23 protein-coding genes and 1 pseudogene are annotated in these 24875 nt (G+C 70.5%); 11 read left to right on the top strand and 13 right to left on the bottom strand.

Going from position 1 to position 24875, the window contains the following annotated elements:
* The first annotated feature begins 3 nt into the window (after positions 1 to 3).
* From E5083_RS31240 to E5083_RS18115, 4 genes are all read left to right on the top strand, one after another.
* Positions 4 to 288, top strand: a complete 285-nt coding sequence (locus tag E5083_RS31240) for a hypothetical protein (protein ID WP_167513571.1) — start codon at positions 4 to 6, stop codon at positions 286 to 288.
* Positions 289 to 523: 235 nt separating this feature from the next.
* Entirely contained in the window at positions 524 to 1228 is a 705-nt protein-coding gene (locus E5083_RS18125) for a hypothetical protein (RefSeq protein ID WP_135786745.1), read from the top strand.
* Positions 1229 to 1357: 129 nt separating this feature from the next.
* Positions 1358 to 1975, top strand: coding sequence for a sigma-70 family RNA polymerase sigma factor (locus E5083_RS18120; protein ID WP_135786744.1), 618 nt, complete (start codon positions 1358 to 1360; stop codon positions 1973 to 1975).
* Between the two features lie 209 nt (positions 1976 to 2184).
* Positions 2185 to 2400 carry a heavy-metal-associated domain-containing protein gene (locus tag E5083_RS18115; RefSeq protein ID WP_135786743.1) on the top strand — a complete coding sequence of 72 codons (216 nt, stop codon included), beginning with the start codon at positions 2185 to 2187 and terminating at the stop codon, positions 2398 to 2400.
* A 4-nt stretch (positions 2401 to 2404) separates the two neighbouring features.
* On the opposite strand, the gene E5083_RS18110 is transcribed toward E5083_RS18115, so the two are convergent.
* Positions 2405 to 3553, bottom strand: coding sequence for a ferritin-like domain-containing protein (locus E5083_RS18110; protein ID WP_135786742.1), 1149 nt, complete (start codon positions 3551 to 3553; stop codon positions 2405 to 2407).
* A gap of 281 nt (positions 3554 to 3834) precedes the next feature.
* Complete coding sequence (locus E5083_RS18105; RefSeq protein ID WP_135786741.1) at positions 3835 to 5706, bottom strand: GAF domain-containing SpoIIE family protein phosphatase; 1872 nt, start codon at positions 5704 to 5706, stop codon at positions 3835 to 3837.
* A 202-nt stretch (positions 5707 to 5908) separates the two neighbouring features.
* Between E5083_RS18105 and E5083_RS18095 the strand changes: the two are divergent.
* Positions 5909 to 7234, top strand: a pseudogene (locus tag E5083_RS18095) (beta family protein).
* A gap of 16 nt (positions 7235 to 7250) precedes the next feature.
* Here the strand turns inward: E5083_RS18095 and E5083_RS18090 are convergent.
* Complete coding sequence (locus tag E5083_RS18090) at positions 7251 to 7727, bottom strand: MarR family winged helix-turn-helix transcriptional regulator (RefSeq protein ID WP_135786740.1); 477 nt, start codon at positions 7725 to 7727, stop codon at positions 7251 to 7253.
* Positions 7728 to 7785: 58 nt separating this feature from the next.
* On the opposite strand from E5083_RS18090, the gene E5083_RS18085 reads away from it, so the two are divergent.
* On the top strand, positions 7786 to 8730 hold the full coding sequence (locus tag E5083_RS18085; RefSeq protein ID WP_135786739.1) for an amidohydrolase family protein: 945 nt from the start codon (positions 7786 to 7788) through the stop codon (positions 8728 to 8730).
* Positions 8731 to 8743: 13 nt separating this feature from the next.
* Here the strand turns inward: E5083_RS18085 and E5083_RS18080 are convergent, their stop codons facing one another.
* Entirely contained in the window at positions 8744 to 9685 is a 942-nt protein-coding gene (locus E5083_RS18080) for an amidohydrolase family protein (RefSeq protein ID WP_135786738.1), read from the bottom strand.
* A gap of 89 nt (positions 9686 to 9774) precedes the next feature.
* Positions 9775 to 10296, bottom strand: coding sequence for a hypothetical protein (locus E5083_RS18075; protein ID WP_135786737.1), 522 nt, complete (start codon positions 10294 to 10296; stop codon positions 9775 to 9777).
* Positions 10297 to 10484: 188 nt separating this feature from the next.
* Between E5083_RS18075 and E5083_RS18070 the strand changes: the two genes are divergently transcribed.
* A complete protein-coding gene (locus E5083_RS18070) occupies positions 10485 to 12929 on the top strand; it encodes a hypothetical protein (protein ID WP_135786736.1) in 2445 nt (814 codons plus the stop codon).
* 102 nt (positions 12930 to 13031) lie between these two features.
* On the opposite strand, the gene E5083_RS18065 is transcribed toward E5083_RS18070, so the two are convergent.
* Positions 13032 to 13793 (bottom strand): isocitrate lyase/PEP mutase family protein, encoded by a 762-nt coding sequence (locus E5083_RS18065; RefSeq protein WP_135786735.1) that lies wholly within the window; start codon positions 13791 to 13793, stop codon positions 13032 to 13034.
* Between the two features lie 147 nt (positions 13794 to 13940).
* Here E5083_RS18065 and E5083_RS18060 point away from each other — a divergent pair, with 147 nt between their 5' ends.
* Positions 13941 to 15296 (top strand): flavin monoamine oxidase family protein, encoded by a 1356-nt coding sequence (locus tag E5083_RS18060; protein ID WP_135786734.1) that lies wholly within the window; start codon positions 13941 to 13943, stop codon positions 15294 to 15296.
* Here the strand turns inward: E5083_RS18060 and E5083_RS18055 are convergent.
* The 5 genes from E5083_RS18055 to E5083_RS18035 are packed head-to-tail and all read right to left on the bottom strand — an operon-like array spanning position 15293 to position 20794.
* On the bottom strand, positions 15293 to 15835 hold the full coding sequence (locus tag E5083_RS18055) for a hypothetical protein (RefSeq protein ID WP_135786733.1): 543 nt from the start codon (positions 15833 to 15835) through the stop codon (positions 15293 to 15295). The genes E5083_RS18060 and E5083_RS18055 overlap by 4 nt on opposite strands.
* Positions 15836 to 15895: 60 nt before the next feature.
* Entirely contained in the window at positions 15896 to 16783 is an 888-nt protein-coding gene (locus E5083_RS18050; protein WP_135786732.1) for an MBL fold metallo-hydrolase, read from the bottom strand.
* Positions 16784 to 16806: 23 nt separating this feature from the next.
* Positions 16807 to 18363, bottom strand: coding sequence for a GMC family oxidoreductase (locus E5083_RS18045; protein ID WP_135786731.1), 1557 nt, complete (start codon positions 18361 to 18363; stop codon positions 16807 to 16809).
* A gap of 11 nt (positions 18364 to 18374) precedes the next feature.
* A complete protein-coding gene (locus tag E5083_RS18040) occupies positions 18375 to 19304 on the bottom strand; it encodes an alpha/beta hydrolase (RefSeq protein ID WP_135786730.1) in 930 nt (309 codons plus the stop codon).
* Entirely contained in the window at positions 19301 to 20794 is a 1494-nt protein-coding gene (locus tag E5083_RS18035) for a flavin-containing monooxygenase (protein WP_135786729.1), read from the bottom strand. The genes E5083_RS18040 and E5083_RS18035 overlap by 4 nt, the downstream gene beginning before the upstream one ends.
* Before the next feature lie 177 nt (positions 20795 to 20971).
* On the opposite strand from E5083_RS18035, the gene E5083_RS18030 reads away from it, so the two are divergent.
* A complete protein-coding gene (locus tag E5083_RS18030) occupies positions 20972 to 21607 on the top strand; it encodes a TetR/AcrR family transcriptional regulator (protein WP_244317547.1) in 636 nt (211 codons plus the stop codon).
* A 109-nt stretch (positions 21608 to 21716) separates the two neighbouring features.
* Here E5083_RS18030 and E5083_RS18025 read toward each other — a convergent pair whose 3' ends face one another.
* Positions 21717 to 22106, bottom strand: a complete 390-nt coding sequence (locus tag E5083_RS18025) for a hypothetical protein (protein ID WP_135786728.1) — start codon at positions 22104 to 22106, stop codon at positions 21717 to 21719.
* A 46-nt stretch (positions 22107 to 22152) separates the two neighbouring features.
* Complete coding sequence (locus E5083_RS18020; RefSeq protein ID WP_135786727.1) at positions 22153 to 23403, bottom strand: saccharopine dehydrogenase family protein; 1251 nt, start codon at positions 23401 to 23403, stop codon at positions 22153 to 22155.
* 186 nt (positions 23404 to 23589) lie between these two features.
* On the opposite strand from E5083_RS18020, the gene E5083_RS18015 reads away from it, so the two are divergent.
* Together E5083_RS18015 and E5083_RS18010 are read left to right on the top strand one after the other, a co-directional pair.
* Entirely contained in the window at positions 23590 to 24180 is a 591-nt protein-coding gene (locus E5083_RS18015; RefSeq protein WP_135786726.1) for a TetR/AcrR family transcriptional regulator, read from the top strand.
* Positions 24181 to 24211: 31 nt separating this feature from the next.
* Entirely contained in the window at positions 24212 to 24835 is a 624-nt protein-coding gene (locus E5083_RS18010) for a histidine phosphatase family protein (protein WP_244317546.1), read from the top strand.
* Positions 24836 to 24875: the final 40 nt, after the last annotated feature.

Here is a 24875-nt window from a genome sequence, read left to right as displayed (position 1 = left end):
GTGATGCGGAAGCGGCCGCGAGCTGAACCGATCGGCTACCCGGCGGAGCTGGTCGTCGGCCGGCCTCTCACGCAGTTGCTGAGTGACGACCGTACCGCTGACGACGACGTCCTGCTCAGGCACCGGGACGGCGGCCTCGTCGGCTGCCGCATCCGGTTGCGCCGCGAGCAGTCGCCGCGGGCCACAATCCGCTCGTCGGGCAGGCCGGTGACGCGGCGCCACAAGGCGCGCGACTCGTCGTCGGTGCGGTACACGGTGATCCAGATCCGGTCCGGGTCCAGCCCGTAGCCGCCCTCCGCGACCGGGGTGGTGGCCTACCGCGAGTCGGTGCCCAGCCTGCCGGTACTGGCGCTGGCGGTGGTGGTCCGTCCGCCCGACGCGGGCTCAAGAAGCCGGAGGGGCTTCGCGGCCGGGACCGGTGTTGCGCCGGGTGCCGGGTCGCGGCGGGATGGTTGAGTGGTGGACGGGGGTGAATTCCGTACCCAGGCATGCAGGCCGGTACCCGGACGTGAGGAGGGGCCCGATGACGGCGGGGTGGTGCTCGCGCACAGTACGAGCGGCGGTGTTCGCGGCCGTCTGTGTGGTGTTGGCCGCCCTGGGGCACGTCATGATGTCCGGTACCCACGTGCCCGCCCAGGCGTTCGCCCTCGGAGCGGTCGCCACCGGTGCCGTCGGATGGGCCCTGGCCGCCCGCGAGCGGGGCCTGCCGTTGATCGTGACGATCGTCGTGGCCACGCAGATGGCTCTGCACACGGCGTTCTCGTATGCCCAGTCGATCACCGGGGGGACGCCTGCTCCTGGCGGGGGCGGCGGGACGGGAGCCGACATGGCTTCCATGCGGATGGGCCACATGTCGATGGGCCACATGGGCATGGGCCACATGGGCGTTGACCACATGTCGATGGACCACATGTCGACGGGCCATTCGCTCCTGGGCCATGTGGCCGCCCACAGTGGCGGCTCCTCCTACGGCATGCTCGCCGCACACCTGCTAGCCGCCTTCCTCACAGGGCTGTGGCTGGCATACGGGGAGAAGGCGGCGTTCCGCATCATGCGGGCGATCGCCGGCCGGCTGGCCGCCCCGCTCCGACTGCTGCTCGGCTTCCGGGTCACCGCGGACCACCCCCGGATTCGGATGCCCCGCTCCCGCTCCCGTCGGGTGCGGAGGCTGCCGCTCGTTCACGCGATCACCTCTCGGGGACCTCCACAGGGGACCGCTGTCATCTGAGGACAGCCGGTTTCCCGAGGCCGCGTCACGCACCTCGGGCCCCCGGCCGTACCCGCATGCGCGTACGCATACGAGCGTCGCGCCCGAGGTACGGCCGCCTTCCCCCACGGAATCCGAGAAGGACACCAGGTGATCACTTCCGTCCTGCCCATCTCCCCACCCACCACCGCTCCCACGGCTCCGGACGACGACCCGGCGACTGTGCTGGCCTTGGCCGCCAGAAACGGTGACGCGCACGCCGTGGAGCAGTTCGTCCGAGCCCTGCACCGTGACGTCCAGCGGTACGTCGCCCGGCTGTGCGGCGACCCGCAGTCGGTGGACGACCTCGCGCAGGACACGTTCCTGCGCGCGCTCGGCAGCCTCCACCGGTTCGAGGGACGTTCGTCGGCCCGGTCCTGGCTGCTGTCCATCGCCCGCCGGGCCGTCATCGACAGCTACCGCCACGCCGCCGCGCGGCCACGCCTGTCCGACGCGCCGGACTGGCAGATGGCCGTCGAACTGGCGCAGCCACGCGGCCTGCCGGGATTCGACGACGGCATCGCCCTCCTCGACCTGCTGGACGCCCTGCCGGCGGAGCGGCGCGAGGCGTTCCTCCTCACCCAGGTGGCAGGTCTGCCGTACGCCGAAGCGGCCGAGGTCAGCGCCTGCCCGGTCGGCACGGTCCGCTCCCGCGTCGCCCGTGCCAGGGCGACCTTGATGGACCTGCTGGACGAGGCGGAGCATCCGGCGTCACTGCTCGCCGCCTGAGCCGACCGCGCACGGGGATGCCGCGCCGGGGACGACCGTTCCTGGCACGGCATCCCCGTGCGACCCCCCCTTCGTGTGATCCGGGCCTTCACCGGGAACCCGCCCGCCGAGCGGACCGACTCTGCGGAGGACGGCCCGCTGAACACGGCGGTCGGTCCATCCGTGATCCGGGGCGTACGCACGCCCCACCCAGACCCAGGAGTGGCGCCATGGCACGAATGAAGTTCACCGTCACCGGCATGAGCTGCGGGCACTGCGCGGCGAGCATCAAGGAGGAACTGACCGGGGTACCCGGCGTCAGCGAGGTGGACGTGGACGTGGCCGCGGGGACCGTCGCCGTGGAGGGCACGGATCTGGACGACGCCCTGCTGCGCGCGGCGATCGTCGAGGCGGGCTACGAGGTGCCGGGCACCGTGGCCGCCTGACAGGTCACCGCCGCGGACGGAACTGCGGTCCGTAGGTCTCGCGGGTGCCGTCGACCGGAATCTCCATCAGTTCCTCGGCCGGCGCCTGGAGCCTGCGCATGCCCCGTACCGCCGTCCGCAGGCTGTGCCGATCGCCCTCGGCCCACGCGGAGTCGAGCGACTCCAGTACACCGGCGTAGGTGCCGTCGAAGGCGTCGAGCAGCCGCTGGGCCTCGGCGGGCGGATTCTGCCAACCGCCCGCCGGGACCCTCGCCATGGGCCGGGTGTCCGGGAACGGCACCACGGGACCGGTGAAGCGCCATTCGCCCCCGGTCTCGCGCAACTGGCGGCCGTGGTAGATCTCGGCGAAGGCGTAGTAGTGCGCCATGTGACCGTCGCTCGGCGCGTCCGCGGGGGAGTGCGAGGTGCCTTCGCCCTGCTCCTTGATGATCTCGATGGACCGTTCGACGTCCTCGAGAGTCCGGACGGGCCTGAGCGTGTCCTCACCGATGCGTTCGTGCAACTGCCGGTCCAGGTGCAGATCGGGAGCCACGGCCAGGAACGCCGACAGCACCTGCTCGTAGAAGAGCCCGATGCTCAACGGGTCGTCCGCACGGTCGGTGAGGGGCGCGCCGGGTGCCTCGATGGCCATCATCACGTCGCGGACGAACGGCTTGGTCAGGCCGGAGAGGCAGACCTCGACCCCTGGGTGCACACCGCCGGGCAGCGGCCCCGGATACGCGGGTGCCGAGTCCCTGATCCGGGGGCGTCCGCCCAGCGCAACCAGCAGGTTGCACACGATGCCGAGGTGGTACATCTCGTCGGAGACGATGCGCCTGATCAGCCGCGCGGCGTCGCACTTGCGGTTCCTGACCGACCACCATCCGCAGAGATACGGGGGGATGGTGGCGAACTCGATCTCCACCGCGACCTGGAGCGCGGACCGTAGCCAGGCGATGTCCCGCCGCTTCGCCGGAACCGCCACCAGACGCACGGCGGCGCCGTGTCGCGGGGGAACCGCCCGCTGAGCCGCCGGGCGTCCGGGAGTGTGCGCCGGGCCGGCCAGCGACACCGGAGCGCTCGCGGCCAGGGCGGCGGACGCGAGCACACTGCGCCTGCGCAGCGGATTGCCCGAGCCCGCCGAGTCCTCGGGGGGCCTCTCCGTATTCGTCACCGCAGCCTCCGCATACGCCCCTGAAACAGGCAATCGACCTTGGACCAGGTGCGCGAAGCTAGCAGCGGCATCCCGCCCTGTCGGGCGCTCCGCGACCGGCGACTCGCCCTTCCACGCGATCGGCGCACGGGAGGGAACCCGGCGCGCGACGGTTCCGACTACATGTCGAATGAGGTGCTTCCGACTAGAGGCGACGCCGGTGCACCACCGGGCGACCGGAACCTTGTTCAACGTGGTCTCGAAGGCGCGGCGAGTGTTCTCGGCGAGTAACGCGGCGCCCCCTACGTCGACTTGGGCGGTCCGCCCGGTGCCGGGATGCGTACGGCGAGGAGGGCGATGTCGTCGCCGGGGGCCGGTCCCGCCACATGATCGGCGAGCCGGGTCAGGAGGGCGTCCAGGTCATCGTCGCGGTGTGTACCAAGGAGGGTCCCGGTGCGCTCGGTGAGGGCGTCCAGGTCGTGGCCGCGGTGTTCGACCAGCCCGTCCGTGTAGAAGAGGAGCAGGCTGCCCGGCTCCAGGGTGCGGCGGTGGGCACGGCGCGGGGGCAGGCCGAGCGCGGGATGCATCATGGGGCCGTGGGCGTCGAGCCGCTCGACGGTGCCGTCGGCCAGAGCGAGCAGCGGGGGCAGATGACCGGCGTTGGTCCAGCTCATCTCCCAACTCCCCTCCGGGGCCGAGCGGTCGGGGCGCAAGTGGGCGTGAACGAGGGTGCCGCTGGAAGCGACGTCCAGGGCGAGGTTGGCGTGTTCGAGAGCCGCGACGATGTGCGCGGGGCTGCTGCCGGGGTGATCCAGATCGGCCTGGCGCAGCATGCTGCGGGTCTGGCCCATGAGGGTGGCGGCGTGCATGTTGTGCCCGGTGATGTCACCGATGGTGAGCGCGACGGCAGCGGCCTTCTGCTCACCCTCCGCACCGCGGGCGAGGGTGTAGAGGTCGTACCAGTCACCTCCGACCAGCTCCGCCGAGGCCGCCGGCCGGTACAGGGCCGCGCTCTCCAGGCCGTCCACGCGGGGCAGGTCGGTGAGCATGGCCTGTTGCAACTGGTGAGCCACGTCGATGCGATGTTCGACGAACAGGGCCCGCTCGACCGCGCGGGCGGTGTAGCCGGCGATCACCGACAGGACGGCCTGCTCCATGACGTCGATGTCGTAGGGCCGGTCCCAGCCCAGTACGAGCGTGCCCAGAGGGACGGCGGTGCCGGGCAGCGGGACGCAGACGGCTGTGTGCAGGCCGAGTTCCCGGTAGGCCGCGATCGCGTCGTCGCCGTAGCCGGCGGCCGGGTCGCCGGGGTCGTGGATGACGATGGTGCGGTTCTCGAGTGCGGCGCGGGCCGTGGGCCAGGCCGCGCTCAGAGGGTACGTCTCGTGGGTGTGTTCGACGGGAGGAGCGTTGCCCGTCCGGTCCACCAGACGCCGCATCCGGTCCGACTCCACCAGGGCCAGGCCGACGTAGACGGGCTTGAGGTCGCTGGTGATGAGGTCGCGGACCTGCTGGCGTACGTCGGCCAGGCTGCTGGTGTCGGCGAGCGCGTCCGCCGCGCGCAGCATCAACTGCGAGCGCTCCAGGGAGGTACGGGCCCGCTGATGGGCGGTGTCGGCGGCCCGGCGGGCCTCGGCCTCCCCGCGGCGGGCCGCCTCGCGCTGGCGGGAGACGATCCGAAGCCGCAGCTCCGTGCTGCACGCGGCCGCCAGATCCTTGAGGATCTCCAGTTCGTCCGGGCTCCAGACGTGGGGCTGTGTGTCGATGGCGCACAGTGATCCCAGGACGTGCCCGTCGTCGTCCGTGAGCGGCATCCCGGCGTAGCCGATCACACCGAGGTCCTCGATCGCCGGGCTCCGCGCCGTGCGGTCGGTGGTGCGTATGTCGGAGACGGCGAAGGGCTCGCGGTCCTCGATGACGTACTGGCACACCGAGTGCGTCAGCGGGGTCTGCCGTGCCCCCGCCCACGGCTCGTCCAGACCGACCATCCCGGGGAAGACCTGCCGCGCGTCCTCCACCAGCGACACCAGCGCGACAGGCACGCTCAGCAGCTTCGACACCAGGCGGGCGAAACGGTCCATCCCCGCGTCGGCCACGGACGACAAGCCGGTGTCCCGCAAGGCTCCCAGCCGCTCCGGATCTCCGATCGCGGACGCCTTCTCCTGTCCCGTCACTCATCTGCTCCCGGTCGCGCACCATCCCGCCCACGCCGGGACCGTCAAAGTCGTTGACGGGCGGCAACAGTAATCGACGCTCCCACACGCGACAAGCGGCCACAAAACCGGCCGTCGACGCAGCTCGCGCACAGGCGCCGGGGGGGGGGGAACCCGCCAGCGCGCCGAGGACCAGCAGGATCGGCAGCAGACGCCGTTGACGATGGCGGCCGAGCTGCCCACCAGCGCGGCCGGGACGGACTCGCCGGCGACGGTGAAGCCCAGCATGTGGGCGCCTGCGAACAGGCCGACGCAGAACATGGTGACCACGGAGACGGTGCGTGTGCCAGGTGCCGACGTGCAGTTGAGCGACAGGTGGACGGACGGCGCACATCGGCCAAGGGGGCCGAAATCGCTGTCTTTTCAAGTACTTCGAGGCGGACGGACTCTGGGGAGGAGGGATGCGCACGGAGGGTATCGAGGGGGAGCCGCGATGTCCGGACCGCTCTATGTTCCCGTTCTGCCGACGCGCCCGCATGCGGCTCAAGCCTGCGAGCGGCTGCGGCCTGATGTCCGTGCCGCTGTCCGGCCGCTGTGGAACCTGCCTCCGTTGCCCGGAGCCGCCTCGGAGACACTGGCCGCGCTCGTCCGCAAGTACGTCGATCCGGTGAGCGCTGTGAGCCGTTACGGCGGGTGGATCGACGCGCCCTTCGGGGAGGATGCCCAGACCGCCGACCTTGCCCAAACGCTGTCCGTCTACTGAGAGTTGGCGTACCTCTCGCCCGTCACCGGGCCGGAGAGGAGCGAGGCGCAGCAGGCGGCGGCCGTCGGGACGGCCCGGCGGTTCGAGCACGGACTGGGTGTACGGGTGCGGGTGGCGGGGGAGTGGGACGGCCGCCTCGGGGAGGGCGTCCGCGATCTGCTCGCCCGGTGCGGTCCGGCGGTATCGGTGGACCTGCTGCTGGACATGGGCGCCGTGTTCGCCGACCGGCCCGACGCGGGAAAAGAGGCGCTGCGCGCTCTGGACGCGCTGATGCCGCTGGCCGACTGGCAGAGTGCCGCGCTGCTCGGAGGGGGCTTTCCCCGAGTGACCGCCGACATGCTGGAGCAGGGTACGTGGGACGAGCCGCGGGCGGAGTGGCACATGTGGCACGAGGTCCGCGCGTCGGAGAGGGCCTATGCTCCTCGGCTTCGGTACGGGGACTATGGGACGCAGTCCGCTGCCGCGCTGGCGCAGGTCCCGGTCACCGGACGGAAGGGCGGGCCGCCGTGGGGCGTGCTCGCCTACACCACGGAGAACTCGTACCTCCTGTTCAAGATGCTGACCCGAGGGCCCGACCGCATCGCCGTCAACCGCAGTGCCGCCCGCCAGGTCACCGAACTGCCCGAGTTCCGGGAAGCGGGAGGCGGGCAGGGCGAGGCGTGGCTGAGCGCCTGCGCGCACGGGCCGTCGTGGACCGGCGAGGGCGTGGGCGGGCCGGCGGAGTGGCTGCGGGCGGGGAATCTGCAGCACATGACGTACGTCGTGCACAGCCTGCCCGGTGCTTGAACTCGCCCAGGGTGCGTCACCGCTGAGGGACGGTGTCGCCGATGACGGCGGCCAGGCGGTGGAGCTGGGCGGCGAGTTCGTGGCGTTCCCGGGGGGTGAAGTGGGAGAGGGCTTCGGTCTGGCGGGACCTCAGTTCCGTGCGCATCGCTGATAGGCGGTCCGTGCCGTCGTCGGTGAGACGGATGAGGACCTGGCGTTCGTCGTAGGGGGAGCGCTGCCGGGTGACGACGCCCGCTGCTTGGAGCTGCTTGAGCATGCGGGTGGCGGTCGGGACGCTGACCTCGGCGGTGCTGGCCAGTTTGCCGACCGGGAGGCCATCGTCGGACGTGGCGAGGGGTTCCAGCAGGGTGAGCTGGGCCATCGACAGGCCGGCCCCCGAGCGGCCAACGGTGGCCGCACGTGATCGGCGCATCGCGTAGAACAGCCGGTCAGCGGCCTGCGCCAGCTCCTGTACGCCCGCCTCGTCCGCTTCGTGTTTGCTCGCGTCTCGCATAACTGTTAGCTTACTAAATGAAGTCGTTAGCAAGCTAAGCTTTAGGAGGCTTTGAGTCATGGACTTCCCCGCACGCATCGACGTCCACCACCACATCGTCCCGCCGGTCTGGGCCGAGACCCTGGCCGCGCGCGGCCTGACTTCCGGCGGCTGGGCCATCCCCGCCTGGAGCCCCGAGAGCGCGATCGCGATGATGGACCAGCAGGGCATCGCCACCGGCGTCATGTCCGTCACCTCGCCCGGCGTCCACCTCGGTGACGACGCCGACGCCCGCGACCTGGCCCGCGCCGTCAACGAGTACGGCGCCGAGGTCGTCAAGGACAACCCCGACCGCTTCGGCCACTTCGCCGGCATCCCGCTGCCCGACATCGACGCCGCCATGGCGGAGGCCGTGTACGCGCTCGACGTCCTCGGGGCCGACGGTGTGGTCCTGATGTCCAACGCCCACGGCAAGTACCTCGGCGACCCGGACTTCGAGCCGCTCTGGGCCGAGCTGGACCGCCGCGCCGCCAATGTCTTCGTGCACCCCGCCCAGCCGCCGATGCCCCTGCTGCCCGGCACCCCGGCCCCGCTCGCGGACTACGTCTTCGACACCACCCGTACCGCGCTGAACATGGTGCTGAACGGTGTCATGGACCGGTACCGCAAGGTCCGCGTCATCCTGTCCCACGGCGGCGGCTTCCTGCCGTACGCGGCGTACCGGTTCACCGGTCTGACCTCCACGGTCGTCGACAGGAACCGCAACGCGGACGACCTCCTGCGCGACCTGAAGCGGTTCTACTTCGACACCGCCCTGTCAGCCAGCCCCTCCGCCCTCCCGGCCCTGCTCGCCTTCGCCGAGCCCGGTCACGTCCTCTACGGCAGCGACTGGCCCTTCGCCCCGCAGGAGGCCGGCACCTACTACAACCACTTCCTGGAGACCTACCCGGACTTCACCCCGGGCCAGGCCGAGTCCATCGACCGCGGAAACGCCGAGGCACTCTTCCCGCGCCTCGCCCGCTGATCTTTCCGCCTCTTTACGTGAGGCGCGGAAAGATCCTCTTGGCGTTCCCGTGGTCGAAAGCCGTCTTCTGCTCGTCCGTGAGGCCGCTGCGCGTGTCGAGCAGCCGGTTGAACGCCGCTGCGACGGGCGCGGGGGCGTAGGGGAAGTCGCTGCCGAAGAGGATGCGTTCGTGGTGCGCGAAGGCAAGGAAGCTGGGGAAGGCGTCCGGCCCGGAGGACAGGGCGGTGTCCCAGTAGAACAGCCGGAACTTCGCCAGCAGTTCCTCGGTGGTGGGCCCGTCGGGTTCGAGGGCCGGCTGCAGCTCGCAGAACCTCATCACGGCGTACGGGACGAACCCGCCCGCGTGCGCCAGGATGATCTTCGCGTCCGGGTACTGGTCCAGCACCCCGGTGAACGCCATCTGCACGGCGTTCCGGGTGGTGTCGAACGGATAGTCCACCAGCGGGCCGGGCACGTCCGGCAGGAGCGGGATCAGCGGGTGGCCCGGATGGATGAACACCACGGCCGACCGCCGGTTCAGCGCCTCCCAGAGGGGCGCGTACTTCGGGTCGCCGAGGTAGACACCCTCGTAGTTGCTCAGGAGGACCACCCCGTCCGCGCCCAGCTCGTCCAGCGCGTACTCGGCCTCCGCCACGGCGCCCTCGACGTCCGGCAGGGGGACGGTGGCGAAGTTCCCGAATCGGTCTGTGTACCGGCCGACCAGCTCCGCGACGTACTCGTTGACCCTGCGCGCCATGTCGCGGCGCCCCTGGCCCTCCCAGCCGACCACGCTGGGCGCCGTCAATGACAGGACGCTGGTGGCGATCTGCTGGTCGTCCATGTACGCCAGGTGCGCCTCCGGGCTCCACGCGGGGGTCGCCCAGCCCGACGGATCTCCGCCGTGGCTGGGCAACGCCTCGCCCCAGAACGGGGGCACCACATGCGTGTGCACATCGACACGAGCTGCGTCCGGCATCAGCGTCTCCCTCTCCGCCCCCGGCGAACGATGCCCTCGGAACCTAGCCCGCCCGCCTCACTCCCGCCATCCGAGGCCGCTGGCCGGACTCAGTCGGACACCCCCGCCCGCCACTGCTCGAACGCAGTGAAGTGTTCCAGCATCGTGGCGAGATGGTGCTCCCCCTCCGCGTAGAGGGAGCCGATGTGGGAGAGGGGGACGACCGTGGGCAACGGGTCTTCGCCCGCCTCCTCGTCGGCTGAGAGGGCGTCGGCCTCGAAGGCCGTCAGGTGGGCGCGTGGGTAGGTGAGGCGGGGGGAGCCGGGCCAGTCCTCGCCGGGGTGGGGGCCGTCCGGGGACCAGGCCCAGACGGCGCCGTGATCGCGGACGGCGATCTCCCCCAGGTACCAGGCGGCCGCCATCAGGACGGGGTCGTCCGGGTGCTGGTAGATGTCCTCCCACGTGCCGTAGCGGGAGCGCAGAAGCTGTTCGAGGCGGTCGAGCGACGGGGGGGAGTGGTCCCAGTCGCCCCCCGTCTCGGCGGCCAGGGAGTCGAAGGCGGTGCGTGCCGCTTCCAGCCATGCGGTCAGGCGCGGGTTCTGGAGCCAGGCGGGGTCGTCGATGGTGCGCATGACCATGACTCTACGGCGGGCCCCTGCGACCGGTACGACCGGATGTAACGATCCTGTGCGCGGCGCGATTTGACGCAGACATGCAACGCGACGCGATGGCTAGAGTGAGGAAATCGGCGCCACAGTCACGGGGGCCCTGGCGCCGACCGTGAACCCGTATTCGCAGGGCTCCCGTTCGGAGAACCCTCGTGACTCAAGTGATAACGGCGTCGCGCCGCCGCGTGTGGCCGCATGCCGCGCTCGCCTTAACCGCGGCGGGCGTTCTGACGCTGACCGGCCTGCCGGGTCTGCACGGCGACCTGGCGTACGCGGCCAAGGGGAAGCGCTGCGACAGCCTCCCGGGCGTCACCAGCACCCGGCCGGGCACCAACAACCTGCCGTGGGACCGCGGCCTCAAGGTCCGTGCCCCGAGTGACCGGGACTCCTACACCTACGACGCGCCCCGCCAGAGCTTCGACGGACTCACGCTCCCCGGCGACGCCGCGAACCCCACCGACGAACAGGCCGCACAGCGCGCCAAGTTCCTCGCGAAGTTCGACAAGCCCTACACCTCCTACCCGGAGAACAGCGAGGAGCGCGTCTTCGCCCGGTACAAGAGTTACCTGAACAACGGGAACCCGAAGTACAAGACCTTCGCGGACTGGCTCGAGGGCGGCTACATCATGCCGCACAACAACAACAAGCGCGGCGCGGCCTACGAGACGAAGGTGATCAACGATCTCGGCCTGGTGGGCGAGGACTGGCTCTGCCAGGAAGAGATCGCCATCAAGGACAAGAACGGCAAGCCCATCATGGTCAGTGATGGCAAAGGCGGCCAGAAGCCGCTGGTGCGCAAGTTCGACGCCGTGAACTACAAGACCGGCCAGTTCCTGGAGTTCAAGGCCGGACCCGGCCGCGACACCGGCCAGGACCTGGCGAACAAGAGGTTCCTGGAGGACCCGCGCTTCCAGAACGGCGAGCTGTCCCGGAACGGCCGCATCTCCTACGTCAACGGCCAGTCCAAGGACTCGGCGACCACCAAGTACCTGGGCAGAATGGCCGAGCAGTACAAGGGGACCGACGGCCAGCCCCGCGTCCGCGCCTACGAGCACCTCTCCACGGACGTCCCCAAGTACAAGTCCGTCAGCTACAAGCACGTGTCCGGCACCACCAGACCGGACCCCAACTTCGCCGCCAACGGCAACAACCGGCTCGGCGGGGCGGCCTCACGCACCATCGGCCAGTCCCCGGCGACCCCGAAGGACATGGCCGACCGCATCCGCCGCCTCGGCGGCAGCGGCCCCGCGCGCTTCGGCGTCCGCGGCCCCGGCGGCGTGGACTTCTCCACCCTCGACCTCGCCTACGTCGGCAAGCCCGTCAAGGGCAAGGGACTGCCGTACGCCTTCTCCGCGGACAAGGTGCAGGACGAGACCCAGGACAAGGGCTGGGGCGGCAAGGCCAAGGCCCAGCTCATCTCCGACTCCTTCTTCACCTGGCTCGCGCTCACGCCCGACAAGTTCTGGGTCAACCTGAACCCCGACCAGCCCGACCAGATCATGGACAAGACCTTCGGCAAGACCGACGCCGGCCGTGTCCTGCTCCAGGCCGACCTCCAGATGAAGCACGACTACGCCAAGGACGTCGACTACCGCAAGGACCCGGGCAAGCAGTACGCCGAGGCCATGCGCGCCGCCAACATCCCCTGCGGCGACACCATCCGGCTCTGGATCACCCCGAAGACGGCCAAGGTCCGCGCCGACGACGGCGGCCTCTACATCCTCGACACCCCGCTGAAGGTCAACGTCGACCACATCGACCGTGAGACCCCCGACCCCAACGGCAACGACTGCAAGCTGACCCAGGCCCAGCGGGACACCGCGAACGGCCTGCTCAAGCAGTACATCATTCCGGGCGTCGAGAAGAAGGTGAACACCTCCGCCGACTACGCCGACCTGCGCCGTGTCTACAGCGCCCGCGTGGCCGCCGAGTACGTCCGCCAGAGCGACGCCGAGCAGGCCGGGGACTACCACGCGGTCATCAACAGCGGCAACGTCTCCCGCTGGCCCGTGCGTTCGCCCAACCGGTCCTGGACGCCCAAGCAGACCTGGGACGACTACATGAAGTCCTTCACCAAGGGCGACTACTCGCTGCCGTGCGAGGTGGGCGGCCAGCAGAAGATGTGCGTGATGGGCGGCGTCGACTTCGGCAAGGCGCCCAAGCAGAACATCACCCGCGTGGAGTTCAAGGCCCAGCACCCGAACCTGGAGAAGACGACGAAGATCGCCACCGAGGGGCAGACGGAGAGCGCCGACAACCCGGCGCTGGCCCTCCTCGGCGGTGGCAGCGCGTCCGCCGGTGACGGAGGCGGGTCGACGCCGACTCCTACGCATTCGTCCGAGCCGACCCATCGGCCCACCACGTCTCCGACGGACCACAGCAGCACGCCTCCGGCGAACCACACCCCTTCGCCGAGTCCCTCCACCCCGGCCGGCGGTGTCACGCCCCCGGCCACCCCGCCCTCCGACGGCAACGGGGGCGGTGGCCTCGCCGCCACCGGAACCCGGGTGCTCACCGTCGCCGGGCTCGCCGCAGCGCTTCTCGCGGCCGGACTCGGTCTGCTCTGGGCCAAGCGCCGCAGGGCGGGCCGGGAGTAACGGCACACGACGGTAATCCCGGCCCCGCATCCACAGCACCTCGGATGCGGGGCCGGGCTGTTGTGCGCGTGAGACGTCGCCGGAGGTGACCGGCCAAGTCCGCTACGGGGCCCAGGGCTTGAGCATGTCCTTCATCGAGTCCGTCAGGGCGAGTTGCAGCAGCGGGCCGTAGGTGATGCGGCCGACGCCGAGGCGGCGGAAGCGGTCCAGGTCGTGCTTGACCGGGTGGGCGGTGGAGTTCACGGGGATGGAGACGGCGCCGGTCACCGCGGTCAGCAGGTCGTCGTCGTCCTGGATGCGGACCGGGTAGACGCTGTCGGCGCCGGCCTGCTCCATGGCCCGCAGGCGCTCGATCGCCTCGTCGAGGACGGCTGCGGGGTCGTCCGCGTGCAGGAAGAGGTCGGTGCGGCCGTTGACCCAGACCGGGACCCCCGCCTTGTCGGCCGCCGCGCGGAGGCCGGCGATGTAGGTGGCGTGCTCCTGTGTGCCGCGCACACGTCCGCCGTCCGAGTGGACGGTGTCCTCGAGGTTGAGGCCGACGCCGCCGACCTCGATGAGTCCGGCGATGAGGTCCGCGGGCTCCTGGCCGTACCCGGCCTCCAGGTCCACCGATACGGGGATGTCGACCGCCGCGACGATCGGCCTGACGGCGGCGAGCACCTCCTCGAAGGTCTGCCCCTCGTGGTCCTCGGCCCCTCGGGAGTCGGCGAGCGGATGGCTGCCGATCGTCAGCGCGGGGAAACCGGCGTCGGCCGCCGTCCGCGCGGACCAGACGTCCCAGACGGTCGGCAGCACGAGCGGCTTGTACTCGGCGTGCAGCTTCTTGAGGCGGTGGGCGCGCTCGACGGTGGTGTGTAGGTCCATGTCGAGGACGCTACCCCTGGATCGGGGTCGGGAACGGGTTGGCGGGGCGTGGGTCGTTCGGTGGGGGAGGGGGTGGTCTCAGAGCGGGTTGGACGCGGTAAAGTCGAATACGATTCGAGATCGTAAGCTGGCGAAGCGAGGAAGAAGATGGCAGACGGAGTCGTACGCGAGGAGAGCCGTGATGTCGTGGTCGTCGGTGCCGGAATGGCCGGGCTGATGGCGGCCACGGCTCTCGACGGCAAGACCGATGCCGTCGTACTGGAGGCGTCGGCGCGGGCGGGCGGACGCGTCGAGACGGTGCGCAAGGGCGACTACTGGATCAACGTCGGGACGCAGTTCACCGAGGGGACCGGGCCGCTGATCGACGCGCTGCGTCACCACGGCATCGAGATGGGCTCGTTGGCCGACAAGAGCGTGGCGCTGGTGCTCAACGGGGGGCTGGTCGACACGTCCAAGCTGTTCTCGCTCATGTTCCGTACGCGGATGAGCCTGATGGACCGGGTCGGGATGGCGTTGGTCGGTGCTCGTATCGTCTCGGCGGTGCCGTTCCTGGAGTCGGACAGGGGGTTCGCGAAGCGGGTGCGTGCCAAGCTCGACCGGCGGCTCGCGTCGGATCTTCTGCGGGGTGTGCGCTCCGAGTTGACCCGCGAGGTCGTCCGGTCGTGGTCGGGGCAGTGGATGGGGTGTGAGCCTGGAGAGACGGCGGCGACGCAGCTTGTGGCGTCGATCGGAGTCGCGCTGGCTGATCCGGCCAAGGTGCCGAACTTCGCGCTGCCGCTGGGGGGTAACCAGACGCTGACCGACATCCTCGCCGCCGACCTCGGCGAACGCCTACGGCTCCAGGCGGGCGTTCGGTCCGTGGAGGCGGACGGGGACGGGGTGGTCGTCCATTACGCCGACGCGGACGACGGCCTGGTCCGGGTGCGCGCGAAGCGGGCGATCGTCGCGGTGCCCAGCGATGTCGCGACGCAGATCCTTCCGGGGCTTCCGCAGACGTACCGCAACGCGTTCGACGACATTCGGTACGGCCGTTACGTCGTCGTCGGCTTCTTCACCGAGGAGGAAGGGCCTCAGCCCTGGGACGACTTCTTCGGCGTGTCCACGCCCCAGCTCTCGTTCCAGGCGATGTTCAACCACGCCGCCGCCCTCCGCAAGGGTGGCGTACGACAGCCGGGCGGCGCCCTGGCGTGTTTCGCGGGCGGCGCCGCGGCCGACAGCCTCTTCGAGCTGTCCGACGAGCAGATCACAACTCGCTTCGCACGGGACCTGATCTCGGTCTACCCCCAGCTCCAAGGCAACCTCGGCGAGGGCATCGTGCGCCGACACCACCGCGTGGTCCCCTTCTGGGCCCCGGGCCGCCGCGCATCTTTGCCGACACTGCGGGCCCCTCTCGGCCCGATCCACCTGGCCGGCGACTACCAGCTCGACATGCCTTCACTGGCTGACGCGGCGACTTCGGGGGAGAGGGCGGCGAAGGCGGTCCTTGCGAGCCTGAAGGGCTAGCCTCGGCCGACCGTACCTGGAGATCGGGCGAAGTCGGCGAGCGTGCGAAAGGCTTCCTCCCGGAGGCCGATCCGAGGGTTGACGTGGTGCAGCAGCCCGACGCCGGGGTGATGGGCGGTGACGTATGTCTGATCCAGGTCGCTCTGTTCGTCATCGACCCAGGCGAAGGGGCGGCCGTTGGCGTAGTCGACCAGGGGGCCGGTCTTCCAGTGGACTCCGTCGGGGCGTTCTTGGAAGAGGGCGTCGCCGAAGTTGACGAAGGGCAGTTCCGGGAGGTCGAGTACTGGGGCGATCCACCGGTTGGCGTCGCCCATCCATGTGGTGGCCCAACACAGCTCGAATCCGAGCCCGAGCAGCGATCGCCCATGGTCCGGGTTGAGCCAGACCCGCAGAGGGCGCCGTCGGGATAAGGGGCTCCTGTTCTGCCCATGGGCGAGGGGCACTCTGAGCGTGGTGTAGCCGGCGGGACGCCTCTCCGGCTTGGCCGCGTACGGGTTCAGCGGGCCGTCCACGTCGAGGAACAGTAGTGGTCGGTTCACGGATTCCCCCCGTCTCGGCATCGGGCCTGCTCGAGGGGATCGTAGCGAGGGCTGTTGTTCTCAAACCGTCCGGAACAGCCCCGGCTCGGTCTCCGTTATCAGGCCCTTGGCTGTTAGGCGGGTCAAGTGGTGTGTGGCTGTGCGGCGTTCTACCGGGGTCACATGTGGGCCCGACACATGTGGTCGGTACACAAGGCGGTGTTCGGCGATTTCAGGGATCGTTCGTGGCTCGGTCAGGAAGGCCAGTAGTGCTGCGTCCCGTCGTTCGACCACTTCGGCGAACTCGGCCAGCCCGCGACGGAATTCCGGGGCGCCCTCGATCACGCCCTTCTGGTGGGCGGTGCCGTACCAGCGGGCGTCGATGTCCGCGCACCGGCGCATGGACGCCTCGAAGTCCGTCAGATCGCTGCGGGTGTCGCCGTAGAAGGGGCCGAACGAGGTGAGGTCGATGTCCGCGACGAACAGGAAGCCGTCCGGCTCGATCAGGAAGCCGCTGTGGCCCGGTGTGTGACCGGGGAGGTGGACCACGGTGACCGTGCGGCCGCCGAGGTCGAAGACGGTGCCGTCGGCGAAGCCGAGGGCGCCCGGGCGCCCCGTCACATGGAAGTCGTCGCGCAGCATCCGGTCGGCGGCGTCGGCCTCCTCGGGCGGGTAGCCGAACCCCGCGACCAGGACCTCACGGGAGCGCAGCGGGCCGAGGTCGGCCTCGTGGATGTGCACGGGTACGTCGTAACTGCCCAGCCCCGCCATGTGGTCCTCGTGGGCGTGGCTCACCAGGACCACATCGGCGGGCGGCGCGCCATGGACGAGCGACAGCGAGGGGTCGACAACCAGTGTGGCGTCCGTCCCCCGGACGAGGAGCGAGTTGGCGTACGGATACGCGCCGCGCCGGGCGCCGACCAGTACCGTGACCTCGCCGTAGGTCTCCTCGGTGTACTCCCCGCCCATGTGCGGCCACCCCACCCTTCAGCTCACGCACCTGGATTCTTGATCAAGTCCGCCGCCTTCTCCGCCGCCATGATGACCGGCGCGTTCGTGTTGCCCCGAGTCACCGACGGGAACACCGACGCGTCCACCACCCGTAGCCCTGGCACGCCGAGCACCCGCAGCTCGGGGTCGACCACCGAGCCGATCGCGCAGGTCGATGTCGGGTGGTAGAGGGTCTGTCCGGCCCGTTGTGCCCACGCGAGCAGGTCGGCGTCGGAGTCGGAGGGAGGTGCGTCGAAGGGGGCGGTGACGAGGTCCGACACCGCCGGCTGGGCCGCGATCTCCAGCGCGATCCTGATTCCGGCGACGATGGCGTCCCGGTCCTCCGGCGTGGTCAGGTAGTTGTGCACGATCCGGGGTGCCGCGTCCGGGCGTGGGGAGCGCAGGGTCACCGCGCCACGGCTGGTCGGGGCGAGCACGCAGGGGCCGAAGGCGAAGCCGTGTTCGGCGACCGCGCCCAGGCCCTCCTGGTGGAACAGGCCCGGAGCCGCGTGGAACTGAACATCCGGCGCGTCGAGTTCGTCCCGGCTCCGGAAGAAGCCCCCCGCCTCCCCGATGTTGGAGGTCAGCGGCCCGCGCCCCTCGCTCTGGAGCAGCGCCGCGTTCTCCTCGGTCGCCGCCGCGATCAACGACTCGGTGTTCGTACGGAAGTTGAGCAGCGCCATGTAGTGGTCCTGAAGACCCGCGCCGACCGGCAGATCCCGCACCACCCCGATCCCGAACGCGGACAGCACCGCACCGGGTCCGATCCCGGACAGCATCAGCAGCTTCGGTGACTCGTACGCGCCCGCCGACAGGATCACCTCCCGCTCCGCGCGCACCACTTCGACCGTGCCGCCGCGCTCCACCTCCACGCCCGCTGCCCGGCCGTCCTCGATCACCACCCGGTGGGCGCGCGCCGAGGACAGCACCGTCAGGTTCGGTCGCTGCAGCGCCGGATGCAGATAGGCGACGGCGGCGCTGCACCGCATGCCACCGCGCTGAGTCAACTGGTACCTGCCGACGCCCAGTTGGCGCTCACCGTTGAAGTCGTCGTTCGTCTTGTACCCGGCCTGCACCGCCGCGTCCACGAAGGCGGAGGCGAGCGGATGCCCGGATCGCCCGTCGCTGACCGTCAACGGCCCGCCCACGCCGTGGAATTCGTCCTCGCCGCGCTCGTTGTCCTCGGCGCGCCGGAAGTACGGGAGCACGTCGGCGTACGACCACCCGTCGGCCCCGCCCGCCGCCCAGCCGTCGTAGTCGGCGCGGGCGCCCCGGATGTAGATCATCGCGTTCATGGAGCTGGACCCGCCGAACACCCGGCCCCGTGGCAGATAGGCCCGCCGGTCGCCGATGCCCGGCTCGGGCTCGCTGTCGAGGTCCCAGTCCAGCTCGGTCTTCATCAACTGCGAGAAGGCGGCCGGGACATGGATCTCGGGCGCGGTGTCGGGACCGCCCGCCTCGATCAGCGCCACCCGCACCTCGGGGTCCTCCGACAGCCGCGCGGCCAGCACGCAGCCCGCCGATCCGGCACCGACGACCACGTAGTCGTACGAACTCATTCGATCTCCTTCTAGGAAAACGGGAGTTGTGCACAAGCGGTGCCGAGGACGCGGGTGAGGAAGCCGAGTTGGTCGGCCAGCGCGCGTTCCTGCCAGGGTCCGTCGTAGACGTCGAAATGGTCCAGGGGGTACTCGGCCAGCCGCGCCCGCGGACCGGCCAGACGGGCGGTGCGGCGGGTGGCGCCGGGCGGGGCGACCCGGTCGTGCAGGCCGACCTGGAACAGCACCGGGCAGGCCAGCCGCCCGGCGTGGACGACCGGCCGGTTGGCGCCGACCTTCAGCGCGGCGCGGGCGCAGACCTCGTTGCGCCAGGTCGGACCGGCCATGACGGTGCTGATCCGCTCGATGTCCGGGGTGGTCATCATCGCCGTAGCCCCCGGCGGTCCGACGACCGGCAGATGGTGCGGCCGCCGCCCGGTGAGGGCCCGTGCCACGTCCCGCAAGCCGTGTCCGGCCAGCTCCAGGAGTCGGCCCACTCCGGCGAGACGGACGACGTGTGCCAGCGTGGCGAGCCCGTCCGTGGCGGGCGTCAGCGCGACCGCCGCCGCGATACGGCCGTCCTGCGCGGCGACGGCGAGGACATGGCCGCCCGCGTACGACGTGCCCCACAGGACGATCCGGTCCGGGTCGACGCCGGGCAGGTGCCGGGCGGCGGCGAGGGCCGCGTGGTAGTCCTGCCGCTGCCGCCGTACCGACACGTCCTGCCTCGGCGTGCCGCCGGAGTCGCCGAAACCCCGGTAGTCGAAGGCGAACACGTCCATCCCGGCATCGGCGAAGCCCTCCGCGTACCCCGTCAGGCCGCTGTCGCGGGTGCCGCCGAAGCCGTGGGCCATGACCACGCACGGGCGCCCGGCCAGGCCGGTCAGCGCGTCGCTCCTGGCCGGGAGGTGTGTGGCGCCGCAGGTGACGCCGTGGCTGGGGAAGGTGACCTGGCGGCTCACCGGGCGCGCCTCGCCCCGGTGAAGTGCAGAGCCGCGTCCGCCACCGGCCCGTCGCGCAGCCGCTCCACGTCCTTCTCGTACGCCATCTCCACCGTCCACGGGCCACGGGTGCCGGCCCTGGGGAAGGCCCCGATCCCGCGCTCGACGTAGCCGGCGGAGAGGTTCATGAAGGGGACCCGTTCCATCGCGGGGTCGTGCAGCACGGGGGTGACGGTGTCGTAGCCGTGGGCGTCCATGTGGTCGAGCAGGCGGCAGAAGTGCTCCCAGACCAGGTCCACTTTCAGGGTCCAGGAGAGGTTGGTGTAGCCGAGCGCGAAGGCCAGGTTGGGCACGCCGGACAGCATCATCGCCTTGTAGGCGGTCGTGTCGGACAGATCGACCGGACGCCCGTCCACCTGGAGCCGCATCTTGCCGAAGGGCGACATGTTGAGGCCGGTCGCGGTCACGATGATGTCGGCGGCCAGTTCCCGGCCCGACTCCAGCAGGATGCCCGACGCGGTGAACCGCGAGATCCGGTCGGTGACGACGGAGGCCCGGCCGCTCGACAGCGCCTTGAACAGGTCGCCGTCGGGCACCACACAGAGCCGCTGGTCCCAGGGGGCGTAGCTGGGGGTGAAGTGCGTGTCGACGTCGAAGTGTTGGGGGAGTTCCCGTCGTACGCGGGCGATGAGCAGCCTGCGCGCGAGCTTCGGCGCCCGCCTGCACAGCTTGTACATGCTCCGGGTCAGCCAGATGTTCTTGCGCCGGACGAGCTTGTGCGCCCGCCGCTGGCCGAGCACCTTGCGCAGTACACCGGCGACCACGTCCTCGGACGGCAGCGAGAAGATGTACCCCGGCGACCGCTGGAGCATCGTCACGTGCCCCGCCCGGCCCGCCATCGCCGGGATCAGCGTGACCGCCGTGGCGCCGCTGCCGATCACCAGCACCTGCTTGCCGGCGTAGTCCAGGTCCTCCGGCCAGTGCTGCGGATGGACCACGCGGCCCCGGAAGTCCTCGACCCCGGCGAACTCCGGGGTGAACCCCTCCCCGTGGTCGTAGTAGCCGGTGCCCAGCAGCAGGAAGCGGGCGGTGAACGTCAACTGCTCACCGCTGTCCGCCCGTTCGGCGGTGACCGTCCAGCGCCGCTCGGCCGTCGAGAACTCCGCGCCGACCACCCGGTGCCCGAACCGGATGTGCCGGGCGAGCCGCTTGTCGGCGACGGTCTGCTGCAGATAGTCGAGGATCAGGTGGCCGTCGGCGATGGCCTTGCGGTGGGTCCACGGTTTGAAGCCGTATCCGAAGGTCGACATGTCCGAGTCCGACCGGATACCGGGATACCGGAACAGATCCCAGGTTCCGCCGATCGACTCCCGCGCCTCCAGGATCGTGAACGTGGTGCCCGGCCGCTGGGACGCCAGATGACCGGCCGCACCGATACCGGAGATCCCGGCTCCGACGATCAGCACATCGACGTCGGCGGCCGGCGGCGAGCCGTTGGACCTGTTGCTCATGGTGCCTCCTCGCCGCCGTCGTGGCGGACTGGGTCGTACTGACAGCCGTACTGCGGCGGGCCGCCCGCCGGGGATCGCATGGCGAGGGACCTAAAGTCGAATCGCAGTCGAGTTTACGAGTCGTCCATAGGCTGTCAACCTCACCCGCCGCGAACTCCGCTGATATGATCCCGAATCGTGTTCGACAAGGATTCGGCGACTCCCACCCGGCCCCCCGTAGTCCAGCGGCGCGGGGTGGAGCGCAGACGTGCCATTCTCGACGCGGCGGAGGCGCTGCTGGCGGAGCAGGGGTACGAGGCGGCCACGCTCAAGGCGATCGGGGAGCGGGCGGGGATTCCGACCGCGTCGATGTACCACTACTTCCCGGACCGGCATCAGGTCGACGCCGAGCTGCTCCAGCACCATGTGCAGCAGCTGGACGCCATTCTGAACGGCGTGCTGGAGGACCCCGAGCCGGGCACACTCGAAGGAATCGGCGACGCCCTGATCGACGCCGTACTCGCGTACTTCCGCGACCACCGGAGCTGCACCGAGCTGTGGTTCGCTGGGCGCAACGAGACGCTGGACGCGCTGGTCCGGGGCTTCGACGAGGCCCAGGCGGAGCGGCTCTGGCTCCTCCTGGTCGAGCGGAACCTCATCGCGGCCGACACCCCGCGCCACGTCGCGCAGATCGCCTTCGAGGTCGCCAACCGGTTCTTCGACATCGCGTTCCGCCGCTCCCCGGACGGCGACGACGTGACGATCAACGAGGGACGCCGCATGCTCACCGCGTACTTCCGGACCTACGCCCCCGCAGCAGGGCGCTCCGCGTGACCCGCTCGCGGAGCTGCCTTTTCTTCGGGGTTCGTCACCGCGGCCGGGGAGGCGTTGCCGCGCAATGCCGACGGCAAGCTGCTGGCCTGCAGGTCCCCGCCACGCAGCTCTACTCGGCCATTTCCCCGGGGGAAAGACGGGTGATCTTCTTGCCCGCCTCGGTTTCCACCAGGGTCACTGCACCGATCCAGTTGCCGTCATCCGGGTACTCCCAGTTGGCCGCGTCCTCCAGGACCGCCGGAAGCTGCTCACGAGGCACCAGTTCCCCGTGCTGGATGCCCTGCTTCCCGGACGGGGACGTCCACGGCGCGACCCGACGAACCTCGATCCATCCACGATCGATGAGAGTGAGCAGGATCCCTGCCAGTTCCTTCACGGGCCGGGACTGATCGGCATCGTCGAGATCTCCCCAGACGCCGGCCAGGATGTCGATCTCATACGAATTGACCATGAACGCTTCCTCGGACTTGGTCAACGCCTGCCACTCACGCTCGCTCATTCACCGATCATCGCAGGATGATCAGTGATCGTTTGCGATCGCGGAACTAGACCAGTGCCTCGACGATTTCGTGGCGTGGGGTGCCGACGCGTTCGAGGGCGGTGTAGAACGCCTCCGGGTCGGCCCAGTCCTCGGGGGCGAAGGCGCCGGAGCGCTTGCCGGCCTCGTCCAGCGCCAGGACCATGAACGCCGCGCAGGCGGTGCCGGTCAGGCTGCCCATGCTGCTGGCCAGGTAGGAGTCGGGGCCGCTGACCACCGTGCGGCGGACGGCGACGGCCGGGCGCCCGTTACGGGTGCCGGTGACGCGGGCCAGGAGGCCGCCGCGCCAGGGGTAGGTACGGCGCAGCGCGGAGGCCAGCAGGAACCGGGACAGCGCGCCCGCGCCACTCTCGCCCCGGCGGACCTGACCGGCCATGCCGCGCAGGGCGTGGCGGAGAGCCGTGGCGTCGTTGACGCGGTTGTGGAGGACGGCCTGGATGAAGTCGACGGCCTGCTCGACGCTGATCCTGCCGTTCTGAATGGCCAGTCCGAGGCCGCGCGCGAGGCCGTTGAAGGGGGCGGGGTCGAGACCGCCCACGCAGCGGATGCGCTGGGCCTGGGGGTAGCGGCGGGGGAGGGTGACCGGCTCCGGGTGCGCGGTCTCGTAGAGAAGGATCTCGCCGACGCCGCCGCCCATGGGGACGGTGGTGGTCTCCACGTACGACTCGTGGACGACGGAAGCGCCGTTCTCCCAGGTCAGGCAGTCACCGGCGGCTATGTGCATGAGGTGTTCGAGGACCGCACGGCCGACCTCGGGGCGTTCGTCGCCCACCAGCCACGCCAGGTCGATGTTCTCGACCGTGTCGAGTTCGTTCGCGGCGTCCACGACGAGGACGTTGCTCATGCCGGGGGAGGCGCCGCAGCCGACGTAGACCGGGATGCCCGCCTCGCGCGCCCGGTCGGCCAGGGAGAGGGCGTGCTGGGTGCTCTCCACGTCGTCGTCGAAGTCGAGATACGGCACCCCCGCCTCCAGGCAGGCCGAGATCACCGGCTCCGAGGTGCGGATGTACGGGCCCGCGCCGAGGACGACGAGGGCGGCGCCGTCGACCATGTCCAGCAGGTCGGCACGGTCGTACAGGTCCAGCCGCCTAGTCGTGGCCCGGCCCCTGGGCAGCCGCTTGATGAGCGGCGCGAGCAGCTCGGGCCGGATGTCGCACAGGACCAGCTCCCAGTCCCCGTCGGCCCTGGCGAACCGCTCGATGGCCACCCGGCACATCTCACCCGCCGCGCCGATGAACACGACCTTCCGCGCCGTCATGCGGCACCTCCGACGGGTCCGCGCGTATCGACGTCAAAACAGTGAGCCACAGCTTGCTCCGTTCCGTTGCATCCGGAAAATCCGATGTCGAATCGTGTTTCAGTTTAAGGGCGGGTCCTCTGCCGTCAAGGGGCCGGAAACATCGAGCCTTGTCGAGCAATGCTCAACAAGCTAAGGTCGGCGCCCATGGCCGCCCCCACCCGTGCCCGGCTGAGGCCGGAAGAGCGCCGGGCGCAGCTCATCGGGATCGGGCTGCGGCTGCTCACCACCCGCCCCATCCACGAGATGTCCATCGACGAGGTGGCCGCCGAGGCGGGCATCTCGCGCGGGCTGCTGTTCCACTACTTCCCGACCAAGCGGGACTACTACGTGGCGGTCGTGCGAGCCGGCGGGGACCGGCTGCTGCTGCACGCCCGTGCGCCGGAAGACGGCGCGCCGGGGGAGCGGGTGCGCGGGATAGTCGACGGCTTCGTGTCCTTTGTGCAGCGGCGCCGGGACAACTACGTCGCCGTGGTGCGGGCAGCGGCCGGGGGCGACGAACGCGTGCTGGAGGTCTTCGAGGACAACCGCCGCGTCCTGACCGACCGGATGCTGGACGCCGCGGGGGTCCACGATCCGACGCCGCTGCACCGGCTCGCCGTCCGGGGCTGGCTGGCCATGGCGGAGGAGATGGCCATCGGCGCCGTCGACGACGTCATCACCACCACCGGCCTGGTCGACCTGCTCGTGAGCGCTCTGGAGCAGGTGACGGAGCGGTTCACCCCGCGCAGCACCTGACAATCGACAGAAGGGGAGCGGGAGTTCCGCCATGCCACTGATCTGCCTCGTCCGTCACGGCCAAGCCTCCGCCGGGGCGGACGACTACGACGTCCTCTCCGAGCCCGGCCAAGTCCAGGCCGCCGCCGTCGGCCGGGAACTCGCCCGCCGGGGCCTGCGGGACCCGTACCTCGTCTCGGGCACCCTGAGGCGCCAGCGCGACACCGCTCAACTCATCGCGGAGGCGGCCGGGTTCGGGCAGCCGCTCCAGCAGGACGCACGCTGGAACGAGTACGACCACCTCGACCTGATCGCCCGCTACGCCCCCGCGCCCGGGCAGACCACCTCGATACAAGACCTGCTCGACCACGCCCTGTTGGCCTGGATGCGGGACCCCGCCGCGACCGACGCCGACGGCGAGACCTGGGCCGCGTTCACCGGGCGTGCCACGGCCGGACTGGCCGAGCTGTCCGCCGCGCTCGGCCGGGGGCGGGACGCGGTGGTCGTCACCTCGGGCGGTTCTCGCCGCACTGTGCGGGGAGTTGCTCTCACTGCCCCACGAGGGAGTCGTCGCCCTGAACCGGGTGGCCGTCAACGCTTCCGTCACCACCCTCGCGGTGGGGGCGTCCGGGACCACCTTGCTGACCTTCAACGAACACGCCCATTTCGCCGGTGACAGCCGGGAGTTGCTCACCTATCGATGAGGGGCAGGTCAC

Source organism: Streptomyces bauhiniae (assembly GCF_004784475.1).
Classification (GTDB): domain Bacteria; phylum Actinomycetota; class Actinomycetes; order Streptomycetales; family Streptomycetaceae; genus Streptomyces; species Streptomyces seoulensis.
The sequence above is the reverse complement of the archived record's forward strand: the minus strand, read 5'-3'. Positions and strand labels throughout refer to the sequence as shown.